Origin of the sequence: Shewanella scandinavica, from assembly GCF_031932065.1 — a bacterium.
GTDB lineage: Bacteria > Pseudomonadota > Gammaproteobacteria > Enterobacterales > Shewanellaceae > Shewanella > Shewanella baltica.
In genome coordinates, this window is record NZ_JAUOES010000029.1 from 23,818 (window position 1) to 36,454 (window position 12,637).

The 12,637-nt window shown below is 47.8% G+C and carries 7 protein-coding genes; 6 read left to right on the top strand and 1 reads right to left on the bottom strand.

Features of this window, described 5'->3' with window-relative positions; genetic code table 11:
- The first annotated feature begins 135 nt into the window (after positions 1 to 135).
- Both Q4Q50_RS19185 and Q4Q50_RS19190 read left to right on the top strand, forming a co-directional pair.
- A complete protein-coding gene (locus tag Q4Q50_RS19185) occupies positions 136 to 1,509 on the top strand; it encodes a DUF4397 domain-containing protein (RefSeq protein ID WP_311900675.1) in 1,374 nt (457 codons plus the stop codon).
- 158 nt (positions 1,510 to 1,667) lie between these two features.
- Complete coding sequence (locus Q4Q50_RS19190; protein WP_106651750.1) at positions 1,668 to 2,789, top strand: sterol desaturase family protein; 1,122 nt, start codon at positions 1,668 to 1,670, stop codon at positions 2,787 to 2,789.
- Between the two features lie 190 nt (positions 2,790 to 2,979).
- On the opposite strand, the gene Q4Q50_RS19195 is transcribed toward Q4Q50_RS19190, so the two are convergent.
- Entirely contained in the window at positions 2,980 to 4,428 is a 1,449-nt protein-coding gene (locus tag Q4Q50_RS19195) for a LysM peptidoglycan-binding domain-containing protein (protein ID WP_311900677.1), read from the bottom strand.
- Between the two features lie 220 nt (positions 4,429 to 4,648).
- Here Q4Q50_RS19195 and Q4Q50_RS19200 point away from each other — a divergent pair, with 220 nt between their 5' ends.
- The 4 genes from Q4Q50_RS19200 to Q4Q50_RS19215 all read left to right on the top strand — a co-directional run bounded on the left by Q4Q50_RS19200 (position 4,649) and on the right by Q4Q50_RS19215 (position 12,586).
- Positions 4,649 to 5,986, top strand: a complete 1,338-nt coding sequence (locus tag Q4Q50_RS19200; protein ID WP_311900679.1) for a leucine-rich repeat-containing protein kinase family protein — start codon at positions 4,649 to 4,651, stop codon at positions 5,984 to 5,986.
- Positions 5,987 to 6,280: 294 nt separating this feature from the next.
- Positions 6,281 to 7,501 (top strand): efflux RND transporter periplasmic adaptor subunit, encoded by a 1,221-nt coding sequence (locus Q4Q50_RS19205; RefSeq protein WP_311900681.1) that lies wholly within the window; start codon positions 6,281 to 6,283, stop codon positions 7,499 to 7,501.
- Complete coding sequence (locus tag Q4Q50_RS19210) at positions 7,501 to 10,578, top strand: efflux RND transporter permease subunit (RefSeq protein ID WP_311900682.1); 3,078 nt, start codon at positions 7,501 to 7,503, stop codon at positions 10,576 to 10,578. Before Q4Q50_RS19205 ends, Q4Q50_RS19210 begins: the two co-directional genes overlap by 1 nt.
- 190 nt (positions 10,579 to 10,768) lie before the next feature.
- A complete protein-coding gene (locus Q4Q50_RS19215; RefSeq protein WP_311900683.1) occupies positions 10,769 to 12,586 on the top strand; it encodes an SEL1-like repeat protein in 1,818 nt (605 codons plus the stop codon).
- The last annotated feature ends 51 nt before the right edge of the window (positions 12,587 to 12,637 follow it).

Below are 12,637 nucleotides of genomic sequence, written 5' to 3' on the forward strand. Positions count from 1 at the left end.
GGCGTGTTATTGAAATGTTTGTTAAGTGTTTGAGTTTGTGAAATATTTGTTTTTGTTTTTAGTGGAAATTGCCATTGTTGTCATTGTATAACTGCGTAGACTGAACTGAATTTTTGTCTGCTAATGAGGGAAACAATGATAAAAAGTAAGCTAAAGGGATTCGCGGTTTTGACCTTCGCCTGTTTAGGCGTGACCGCTTGCGGTGGTTCTGATAATGACAAGGATGAGGATACCTCTAAAACTGATACTTATGTGCAATTCTATAATGCGACAGTGGGGAGCACTGCTACCGCGCTGAAGATTGGCGATAAAACCTATGAAAGCGTGAGCTACGCAGATGCGATGCCACGATTTACATCTACCCCCGGTGTGAGTGAGGTAGAGGTGATGGGTAAGGATGCGGCAAATAAAGATATTTCACTCTACAAAGAGAATATCGATTTAAAAACGGCAACCGACCATTTCTTTGTATTGCATGGGGATTTTGCCTCGCCAGCCCTTTTGAATATTAATTACTCGCGTACCGAGCTCGATAAACAAAATGCCGAAGCGGACAAGAGCAAGATGCAATTATTGATTGCACACACTGCGACTGATGCACCTGCCTACGATGCCTATATTGCCAAAGCGGATAAAGGCTTTGCCGATGCAGTGATGCTAGGCAGTGTCTCCTATGGTGAGGTTTCAACACCACAGATTTTAGATACGGGCGACTATAAAATTTATCTGACTGCGGCGGGTACGACCAATATCAGCTACACCACGGCAAGCATTAACTTTAAAACCAAGGTGCCTTATAAGTTGATTTTAAGGGAAAGCTTTGGCGCTTCAGCTGCTAAAATCAGTTTAGACAGCGTCGACTCAACCACCAATGTGCGTAACCATGTCGCCCTCGAAAGCAGTGTAGACTTTAGAGTATTTAACGGCTTGGCTGCACATAATGTCGATGTGAAAGTGGTGAGTAGTAAGCAAGAAGCGCTATTTAGCAATGTGGCCCCCTTCGGCGTAACAGCTTACCAAGGCGCCGAGTTTAATGACTTTGGTGTGAGCGTACTTGACCATACTAGCCAAGCTAAATTACTCGACAATGTGCTGATCACCCTTAATCAAGATGATATTAAAACCATCTTCATTTACGAGCAGGCGACAGAGCAGGGCAGCCAAGTGAAGGCGATGGAGATGAAGCAAACTCAGACTCCAAGTCCCTATAGCTTTAAGTTTGACATCGTGAGTTTTGCCGATAAAAGTAATCTCACTGTATATTTCTTAAAAGCAAATGACACGATTGAAACTGCGGTAAATAAAATCACTGCGGTCAACCCAGCTAGCCCTCAGTCAGTGACTGTACCTGCAGGCGAATATTCTATTAAAGTCATCGCAGTCGAAAACGGCACTAAAACCGTTGTCTATGCCTCCGATTTAATGGATTTCAGCAATGAAGATAATGTCACTATGGTGCTGAATAAAGATGCTGCCACTAGCTTTGGTTATAACTTGATTAAGCTCTAACCGTTAAGGTGAGTGAACTTAGCTAATACAAGAGCGCTACTTAGGTAGCGCTTTTTATTGATTGTGGCAGTGGGGTTAATGTAGGCTAATCGGCAAAATTAAGCTGAGTGGTGGTTGTGTGGATAACGCGAGCAGCATAGGAAAAGGAGTTCACTGTGATTAGCAAAGGATTTAAAGACGGCCATTTCCAAATTGGTGAAGGCAGTATTAGCGGCACCATAGCGTGCATGTTAGCCATATTATCGTTTTTAGGTGTATTGGCGTTTCATTTCCCTGAATACCTGACTACCCCCGAATTACGCCAAAGTTATAACGTCGATATTATTCGCAGTTTGATATTTGTCGCCTTAGTGGTGTCGGGCAGCTTAGGTTTATTAAATTTTATTCGAAATAAAAATAAACGATTTGGCTTTGTCGCTTGGGTATTTGTGAGCTTGGCGATTGCCTTTGGTGGTCATCAAGTCGAGGTCGAGCCTTTTGCCAATCATAAGGTCTCACTGGGGTTAGATTGGTTTATTTTAGACTTATTAGGTTCAACCTTAATTTTTATTTTTATCGAAAAATGGCTACCCCATAAACCTGAACAGCCAATATTGAGACCCGAATGGCAAGGGGATTTAAATCATTTTTTGGTGAATCATTTAGCGATTGGATTTGTATTATTGGTGACGAATCAATTTGTGCAGTCGACCTTTTCTTGGGCTATTTCCAGCACAGTGCAAAGCTTTATCGCAGGTCTGCCCTTTGTGTTGCAACTGCTGTTGATTCTATTGGTCGCCGATTTAATGCAATATGCGGCGCATCGCGCTTACCATGAGATCCCATTCCTGTGGCGTTTCCATTCGGTACACCATAGCGCCAAGCATTTAGATTGGTTGGCGGGATCAAGGCAACATATGTTTGAGTTGATCGCCACCCGTTGTCTAGTACTTACGCCGATTTTTATCTTGGGATTTTCCAAAGATATCATCAGTATTTATGTCATTATCGTTGGCGTACAGGCGGTATTTAACCATGCCAATGTCCAAGTTAACTTCGGTTGGCTACGTTACTTAATCGTCAGCCCGCAGTTCCACCATTGGCACCATGCTTCCGATAAGGCGGCTATAGATCGTAACTATGCCGCCCATTTTTCATTTTTAGATTACCTCTTTGGAACCGCAGTTCGAGGTCAGAAAGAGTGGCCAGAGCAATATGGTGTCGTCGGTGATTACATGCCCGTTGGCATGTTTAAGCAGCAATTATATCCCCTCGGTTTAGCGAAGAAGGACACAAAATAACGGCGCTGCATTTGGAGTGGTTCGTTTTGGAGTGGTTTGTTTTGGAATGATTATCTGGAAGTCAATGTGAGGTCAACTGAGTAGCAATGTTTAAGTGATGGTTAACTCTGACACTGGGACAGCAAAAAGCCCAACACAGCGTTTTTAATTGGCGCTTTGTTGGGCTTTTTTGCAGTTAATATCGCAAGTGTTATTCGCTGATTTTCAGCTCTTGGCCTGGCTTAATAATGCTCTTGCTATTGAGCTGGTTCCACTTCATTAAATCAGCCAGTTTGACCTTATTCTTACGGGCGATTTTATCCAGCGAATCGCCGGATTTTACCTTGTAGGTTTTGGCTTTTGCCGTTGGCATATCGGCCGATTTTGAGCTGGTGGTTTTAGTGCCGTTGGCATTTGTTTTGGTCGATGACTTGGCTTTGCTATCGGACTTAGTGTTGGCTTTAGCGGGTTCTGGCGCATTGTCATTGGCTGCCATTGGCGTTAAGAGTGTGAGCTCTTGGCCGATTTTGAGGCGATCAGAGGTCAGGTTATTAGCCTGTTTTAATGCCTTGACTGATGTATCAAACTTAGCCGCGATTGTGCCTAGGCTGTCGCCGGACTTAACGATATAGCTTTGGCTGTCATAGCGTTTTTGGGCGTAGAGTTTGTCGTGATTTTCTTGATATTGGCCTATGTTTTCCAGCGGTAAGGCGATCTGATATTTGCCTTTGCTCGGGATCACGCCTTGGCGAAAGCCCGGGTTATAGGTTTTAAATTCTGCCTTGCTCAGCCCTGCCGCATTGGCGATTTGGCCGATATCCACGCCATTGGGCGCAGGGACTCTATCTAAGAAAGGGCGGTTCGCAATCGGTCGCACTTTTAGATTGTAATGATTGGGTGCGCGAATAATTTGAATAAAGGCCAGCCACTTAGGCACAGTTTGTACGCGTTTGGCCGGAATGCCCAGCGACCAAAAGTCCGTTGGTTTACCCTTGGCTTTATTCTTGTTGATGGCGGCTTTAATCACCAATTCACCGGTATTGTAGGCGGCGACGGCGTTGATCCAGTCTTTGTCTAAGGTGTCGTACAAATGCTGTAGATAGTCGAGCACGGCATCGGTTGAGGCCAGTGCATCTTTGCGACCGTCGTAGGCTGAGTTAACCGTTAAGCCAAAATTACGCCCAGTGGCGGGGATCATCTGCCACAGTCCAGCTGGGCCGTTTGCCTGTGCCAGTGGATTGTAACCACTTTCGACTATGGGTAATAACGCCAATTCTAATGGCATGTTACGGGCTTCGAGCTGGCTGACGATGTAATACAAAAAGGGTTCGGCGCGTTCGCCGACTTGGTTCATAAATTTCTGTTTATCATCGAAAAAGTTACGCTGTTTGCGCACTTCGGCATCGTCATGTACGTCAATGGTGTTGGCGTGTTGGATCTTTTCCCAAACGTCGCTGTACTGCTCAACCACAGCGGGTGGCGTGTGCTGCTGCTGGTGTTGTGGCGAGTGCTCGTTAGCGTTACTCACATCATTTGCTGGGGCATTGAATTCTGTGGTTGATGGGCTTGCCGACGTGCTCGCGCAACCGCTCAATTGGGCCACGAACATGGCCAGCATTAGCACTGTAAAAGAGTGCGTTTGGCGAAAATGTTTCCGCATGATTGTCCTGTGATGAGTTAACTGGGCATTCCATATTGGTGCACATGCTAATCTGTTTTCGCGTTTCTGGATAGCTCCCCACGGTTTCCCCCTATTTACAGCGCCCGCTTAACGTCCGTTTAGCGCCGATCGCGCCGCCCTTTGGCTGTATATCTTGCGTTTAGCTTTAACCATTAATGCGCTACCATAGCGGCGATTTTTCATTGACTTGGGTAGCAAAGTGCAGACGTTAGCGCAGTTAAGAGCAGGGCAGTTACAAGGGATCACGCGTTTACAATTGGTCGAGGAGTTAACCGAGTTTCCGCGGGAGATTTTTGACTTAGCCGATAGCCTCGAAATCCTCGATTTGTCAAATAATCAACTGAGTACTCTGCCCGAGGACTTGCACCGTTTATCGCGTTTAAGGATCCTCTTTGCTTCTAATAACCGCTTCGAATACTTACCCGAAGCATTAGGGCGCTGTGCGAATTTAGAGATGATTGGCTTTAAGGCGAATCAAATCCGCACTGTGACTGCCGCTGCGTTACCGCCACAAACCCGCTGGCTTATCCTTACCGATAACCACATCGAGACCTTGCCTGCGGCTATGGGCGATTTACCTCGTCTGCAAAAATTAGCACTAGCGGGCAACCGGTTAACGGCTTTGCCCGAGTCGATGGCCAATTGCCGTAACTTAGAATTAGTGCGTCTATCGGCCAATCAACTGCAAGCGTTGCCAGCTTGGCTACTGGGTTTGCCTAAGTTGACTTGGCTCGCTTTTGCGGGTAATCCGTTCAGCCATACCTTGGTCGATCCCCATGCCGATGTGGCCACAGTGGCAAACGTGACTCTGCATGATATCAAGTTGGCAGAAAAACTGGGCGAAGGCGCCTCTGGGGTGATTTACCGTGGTGATTGGTTGAATCAGGCCATGGTCGCCGCGACGGGGTCATCACAGATTGCGGTAAAACTCTTTAAAGGGGAGGTGACCAGCGATGGTTATCCCGCCGACGAGTTAGATTGCTGCCTCACAACGGGAGATCACCCGAGCCTTATCAAGGTGGTGGCGCACATCAGCCAGAAAGACCAATTGGGCTTAGTGATGGAGCTCATCCCGCCCGGGTTTAGCAATTTAGGTTTACCGCCAAGTTTGGCAACCTGCACCCGTGATACCTTTCATGCTGATACCCAGTTCAGCCTTGATGACGTGACTAAGATTACACTCCAATTGGCCGATGCGATGGCGCACATGCACACCAAGCAAGTCAGCCACGGCGATGTCTACGCCCATAACATTATGGTTAATCAACAGATGAACCTGTTGTTTGGTGATTTTGGCGCGGCATCTAATTTACGCAATCTGTCTACAGTAGAGCGCTTGGCGATGGAAGCGATTGAAGTGCGCGCGCTGGGCTGCTTGATTGAAGATCTGTTGGCTTATGTGAGTGGCTCGGTTGGCCCTGAATACTATAAAAAATTGAGTGCGATTAAAGACGAATGTATGCAGTTAGATGTGACTCAGCGCCCCTGTTTTGCAGAGGTGAAAAAGGCCATCGGAGCCCTGCTAAAAGGCAAATAGTGGCTTGCTAACAGGCTAGATTTACATCTGTTTCTAGTTTGTTGTGGTTTGTGTGATTTTGTGTGATTTAAGTTTTGTCGATTAGGTTTTTCGTTAACTCATTGTTTTGTTTGAATGTGTAACAGTATTTTTACTGGCACTGACAGGGATTATGCCTATAGGCTGTATACCCAAATAACCTCAAATTGCTGAATAAGCACTTTGGAGGACTGGGTATTAGTCTTGGGTTCAATCCGGTTTGCTGTTGTCGGATAGGATGTCCGTTGAATAGTAAGAACAATAGGTTTGCATACTATGTTTATACAAACGATGTTTACACAAAGAGTGACAAAACGAGCACGCAGTGCATGCGATATTTCATTTAAAAGCCAGCCCCACAATCTTCCAAAGGCGCCCTTAATCGCGCCTTTGACGTTTCTACTGGCGAGTCTTTTCACCTTAACCCCTATAGCTGTATCAGCGGCGGATAAGATCGACGTTATCCCTGTGACGGTTGAGGCCATTCAAGAAACTGCCTTTGCCGATGTGGTCAACGAAGTCGGTAAAATTAACGCCATCGACTCGGCGATCCTCAACTTTAATGCCAGTGAAAAAATCAGTGCTATCCATTTTAGTAACGGCGACAAAGTGACGAAGGGTCAAGTGATTGCCGAGCAAGATAACACTAAGGCCAAGGCAGATTTAGACAAGGCCAAAAGCACCTTAGCACTGGCAAAAACAAAGCTTGAACGGATTGAAGACCTGTTAATCAAAGAGCCATTTGCACTCTCCAAGCAAGATGTGGATGAACTGCGGGAAAATGTGAATCTGGCTGATGCCGATTTTCGTCAGAAACAAGCAACCATGAACGACTACTTGATCAAAGCCCCCTTCGACGGTCAGCTAACAAGCTTTAGCCAGTCCATCGGCAGCCAAATTGGCGCAGGTACCGCCTTAGTCACCCTCTATAGTTTAAATCCGGTCGAAGTCCGTTATGCCATTAGCCAGAAGGATTTAGGTAAGGCACAAAAAGGCCAGAAGGTGAATGTCACCGTTGAAGCCTATGGTAATAAGGTGTTCAATGGGTTAGTTAACTATGTGGCCCCTGCGGTGGATGAAAGTTCAGGACGAGTTGAGGTACACGCCGCCCTCGATAACCCTGAGTTCAAACTGGCGCCCGGTATGTTCGCCAATATTAAGCAATTCTACAGCAATGATATTAAACACTTATTAGTGCCGCAAAATTCAATTATCGCCAATAATGACGAACGCTTTGTCTGGTTAGTGCGCGGCGATAGCGCCGTAAAACAAGTGGTTAAACTCGCGCAAAACACTAATGATGGCTATGCGGTTGTAACCGAAGGTTTAGCCGAAGGCGATCTCGTGGTTAAAACGGGTATGCAAAACCTCAAGGCCGATAGCAAGATCAAAGTCATTCAGGACAAAAGCGCGGCAGATAAAGCCACTGTCTCCAGTGCTAACTCTGGTGCGGCCGTAGCGCTAAGCGCTGAGCCCAGCACTGAGGGGGCCGAATAATGCGTTTACCCGAAGTCTGTATTCGCCATCCTATCTTCGCCTCCGTGCTCAGCATCATGGCAGTGTTACTGGGCTTGATTGCCTTTCAAAAACTCGATATCCGATATTTTCCTGAGCACACCACCCACTCGGCATCTGTGAATGCATCGATTGCAGGGGCGAGCGCCGATTTTATGTCGAGCAATGTGGCCGATAAGTTAATTGCGGCGGCTTCGGGCATAGACAAGGTCGATACTATGTCGACCGACTGTAGCGAAGGTCGCTGCTCGTTAACCATTAAATTCAATGACGATACCAGCGATATCGAATACACCAACTTAATGAATAAGTTGCGTAGCAGCGTCGAAGGGATTAACGATTTCCCCCAGAGCATGATAGATAAACCGACCGTCACCGACGATACCTCGGCTACCGATGCTGCCAGTAATATCATTACCTTTGTGAACGCGGGTGGCATGGAAAAGCAGGCCATGTACGACTACATTAGCCAGCAGCTAGTGCCGCAGCTCAAACAAGTGCAAGGTGTTGGCGCCGTGTGGGGGCCTTATGGCGGCTCACAAAAGGCGGTTAGAGTCTGGCTCAACCCCGAGCAGATGAAGGCGCTGAACATTAAGGCCGCCGATGTGGTGGGCACCTTAGGTTCTTACAATGCCAGCTTCACCTCGGGGGCGATTAAAGGTAAGTCACGGGATTTCTCGATCAACCCTTTGAATCAAGTTGAAACGCTCGATGATGTGAAGGACTTAGTGATCAAGGTCAGCGAGGGCAAGATCATCCGTGTGGCCGATGTCGCCGATGTGGTGATGGGCGAAGAAAGCCTGTCGCCGAGTCTGTTGTCCATTGGCGGACATAGTGCCATGTCGCTGCAAATTTTACCTTTGAGTAATGCTAATCCTGTGACTGTGGCCTCGAACATTAAGGCCGAAATTGCGCGCATGCAGCAGCATTTGCCCCAAGGGTTAGAAATGACCTTGGCCTACAATCAGGCCGATTTTATCGAGGCTTCCATCGACGAAGGTTTTTCCGCGCTGATTGAGGCGGTGATCTTAGTGTCGCTGATTGTGGTGTTATTTTTAGGTAGCCTGCGGGCGGCGTCGATCCCGATCATTACCATTCCTGTGTGTGTGATCGGCGTGTTTGCCGTGATGTCGGCGCTGGGTTTTAGCATCAATGTGCTCACTATTCTGGCGATAATCTTGGCTATCGGTCTGGTGGTAGACGACGCTATTGTGGTGGTGGAGAACTGTTATCGCCACATCGAAAACGGTGAAACCCCTTTTAACGCGGCGATTAAAGGCTGTCAGGAAATCATTTTCCCTATCATTGCCATGACCTTAACGCTCGCGGCCGTGTATTTGCCGATAGGACTCATGTCGGGCTTAACCGCCGATCTATTTCGGCAATTCTCCTTCACCTTGGCCGCTGCCGTGATGATCTCTGGTGTGGTGGCGTTGACTTTGTCGCCTATGATGAGCGCCTATCTTATCAATACCACTGAGCAGCAGCCTAAATGGTTTAGCCGAGTCGAGCATGCGCTGCAGCAGTTAAATGATTTGTATATCAAAGAGCTGGATAAGTGGTTCGGTCGTAAGCGTTTAATGCTCGGCGCGGCAGTGGTGCTTGTCGGTCTTGCGGGCATAGCCTACTGGCAGCTGCCGAAAATACTTTTACCCGCGGAAGATTCTGGTTTTATTGATGTGGCGTCCAATGGCCCAACGGGTGTGGGTCGCCAGTATCATCTGAACCATAATGCTGAGCTTAATGGCGTGATGGACGAGCATTCTGCCGTTGGAGCGAACTTGTCTTACATCGAGGGCGAGCCAGTAAACCATGTGCTGCTCAAACCTTGGGGTGAGCGCAGCGAGGGGATAGATGAGGTGATCAGCGACTTGATGACTAAATCGAAGGAGAGCGTTTCTGCTTACAACATGTCCTTTAGCATTCGCTCGGCGGATAACCTCAGTATTGCCAATAATCTGCGCTTAGAGTTAACGACCTTAGATCGCAATAAGGATGAGCTGAACAACACCGCCGCCAAAGTGCAAAAGTTACTCGAGGATTATCCAGGGCTGAACAACGTCGGTAACTCGGTACTGAGGGATCAGCTGCGTTACGATCTGTCTATCGATCGCAATGCGATTATCCTCTCGGGGGTGAGTTATGGCGATGTGACGAATGCGCTTTCTACCTTCCTTGGCTCAGTCAAGGCGGCGGACTTACATGCCACCGATGGCTTTACCTATCCCATTCAAGTGCAAGTAAACTTAGATAAGCTCAGTGATTTCAAAGTATTGAATAAGCTGTACGTCACCTCAGAATCGGGGCAAGCATTGCCGTTATCGCAGTTTGTGTCGATTAAGCAGACCACGGCAGAGTCGAACATTAAGACATTTATGGGCCTTGATAGCGCCGAGCTGACGGCAGATATTATGCCCGGTTATTCCACCAATGAAATTAAAGCCTATTTAGACGAGCAACTGCCAACGCTGCTCAATGACGCCCAAGGCTTTAAATACAATGGGGTAGTGAAAGATTTAATGGATTCGCAGGCGGGGACTCAGTCGCTATTTTTGCTGGCACTGGTGTTTATCTATTTGATTTTGGCCGCGCAGTTTGAAAGCTTCGTCGATCCCTTAATTATCTTACTGACTGTGCCCCTGTGTATTGTTGGCGCGCTGCTGACCTTAGCTTTGTTTGGCCAGAGCGTGAATATCTACTCGCAGATAGGGTTATTAACCTTAGTGGGACTCGTGACTAAACACGGCATCTTACTGGTGGAGTTTGCCAATAAGCAACAGGACCAAGGCTTGAGTGCTATTGAGGCGGCGCTCAGCAGTGCTAAATCGCGCTTAAGGCCGATTTTAATGACCTCTTTAACCATGATTTTAAGTGCCATTCCCTTAGCGCTGGCTTCTGGGCCTGGTTCATTAGGGTTAGCCAACATAGGCTTAGTCTTAGTCGGAGGCTTAATGACGGGGACCTTCTTCTCGTTATTTGTGGTGCCTGTGGCCTATGTCGCTATGGCCGAACTCAAAGCTAAGGATGTGCTTGCTGGCCTGCGCAGTGCTAAAGTTTAGTCGCAGGTTGGTTGGGGTTGATCGAGCCTAGATCCACTGCATGGGTTCAACTTGCCCATAAATACGTTATGATTTAAGCCAATAGCTAAGCGCGTTGGCTTATTTTTTTGATAACTTAATGATCTTTTGTATTTAAGCGAGTGTTTTAGTGCGAGTGGATTTGCCTCATCAGCGATGGAGAGCTGGCATTATGAGTTTGTTACAGTGCTTTCACAGGGCGCCCCTGTATTTGGCTTGTTCGGCTGGGCTGATGTTTGCCTCTCCGGTCATGGCCTCTTTTTGGGAGTCCTTGTTTCGCAGTGAGTTGCCAGTTGATCAAGTGACGGCGCCGGCGGACAGCCAGCGTTTCGAATTTGTCGGTGTGTTGCCCGCCAATACGCAATTAGAACTGGTCGGTTATTACGCCTCATCGATTTGTACCCGCAAGGAAATCCGTTTTCCCAGTGGCGATCTTGCTAATCCCTACCGCGCGACACTCGAAGAAACCTCAGTGCTAAGACAAGTCATCAGTAGCGGCAGTGAAGCGAGTGAGTTTTCGCTGCCCTTAGCCTTAAATGGTGGCGGTGATTGTCAGTGGCATCTCGAGGATTTAATGCTCGATGTGACGATACTGCCGAACCACCCGCTGTGGCAGAGAGCTAAAACGCTGCAACGGGATTACCTTGCCAAGTTGCAGGGCACTTCGGTAGATGCGGCTCAGCTTGCCAGCCAAACGGTGTTGCCGACTCAAGTGTCATCCCACGATGATTTTTATTTAAGTCATGAGCTTAATATCGATCCTATTCATGCAGGCAGCGAGGCAGATAACTCACTGCTGGCGACCACGCCGTTATCGTTAGCGCCAGTTTACTATCCGGTTTTTATTCATTATCCAGAGGAAGACAAGCCCTTCGAGGCACGGCTGAAGAGTAGCCTGCAGCGCACTTCTAGCCTGTGGGCCAGCCCGTATACTCAAGCGGTTCGGCGTGGCGATGAGGCGGTGATGCGGGTGAACTTTAATCCACAGATTGCCGAGCATTACGAGGTCGATGTCTGGTATCAGCCCGATACGGTGGAGGTGAAGTATCCCGACGGCACTCAATATGCTTATGCCAACAGTGAAGTAAAACTGTATGCCTATGGCAAACCTGAATCACAAATCAAGACCTTAGCTCAAAGTGCCAAGGCCGAAGATAAGCGCTTATTGGCGCGTATCTATGAGTTGGGCCACGCCTTGCCTAAGGACGAGGCTAAGGCGCTAAAGTATTACCGTGAAGCCGCAGAGGCGGGCGATATTGAAGCCTTGCACTGGATGCGTGCTCAAGCCGGTTACGCGGGGCGAAATGATGAAAAAACCTATTGGCTCGGGCGCGCCGCAAGCTTTGGTGATAACACGGCAAAGCTTGAGTTAATCCGTTTACCTTTATCGGTTATTGAGCGTGGCCTCGTTAATACGGGTGAGGATAAGGTTAGAGAAACGCAAGCGTGGCAACAGTTAAATCAATTAGTTGACCAAGGATTGCCTGAGGCAAGCAGCCTGATGGCTTTCTATCAAGTGTTACCCTATTCACCGTATTTTGATGCTAATGCCGCGCTGGAAAATTATCGCCTGAGTGTGAAGGCTAAGCCTGAACTGGCCCATGCAGCGGCCAGCGATTATTACTATTTGGCGGATAATTTTGCTGTGGGTGAGGAATTTTGGCAGATTGCCGCCGGGCGGGATCTCTACGCCGCAGCCGAACTTACCAATATCTTGTTATCGGAAGCCCATCGAGATGCAGTTAACGCGCGCTACTGGTTAGCAAGAGTGACGACGCTGGGTGCCAAGCAAGGTTTGCAGGCGGATATTTTAGGCAATGCATACTTTCAACTCGCAACCTTATTAGATAAAGGCGAGGGCGGCGCGGTCGATGCGAAAACAGCGTTAACGCTTTATCAGCAGAGCATTGAAATGGCTGAGCGATTTTCAAATGACTATGAAGCAAGGGCCAAGGACAGAGTGCAAGTGCTTGAAGAGATGCGCTTATAACGTCATGTTTATATAAAAGAGTATTCGTTAGCATTTAGCCAATAAAAATCC

Coding starts and splice junctions, on each gene's coding strand:
- Q4Q50_RS19185 (WP_311900675.1), top strand. CDS start 136: ATGATAAAAAGTAAGCTAAAGGGATTCGCGGTTTTGACCTTCGCCTGT.
- Q4Q50_RS19210 (WP_311900682.1), top strand. CDS start 7,501: ATGCGTTTACCCGAAGTCTGTATTCGCCATCCTATCTTCGCCTCCGTG.
- Q4Q50_RS19215 (WP_311900683.1), top strand. CDS start 10,769: ATGAGTTTGTTACAGTGCTTTCACAGGGCGCCCCTGTATTTGGCTTGT.
- Q4Q50_RS19205 (WP_311900681.1), top strand. CDS start 6,281: ATGTTTATACAAACGATGTTTACACAAAGAGTGACAAAACGAGCACGC.
- Q4Q50_RS19195 (WP_311900677.1), bottom strand. CDS start 4,428: ATGCGGAAACATTTTCGCCAAACGCACTCTTTTACAGTGCTAATGCTG.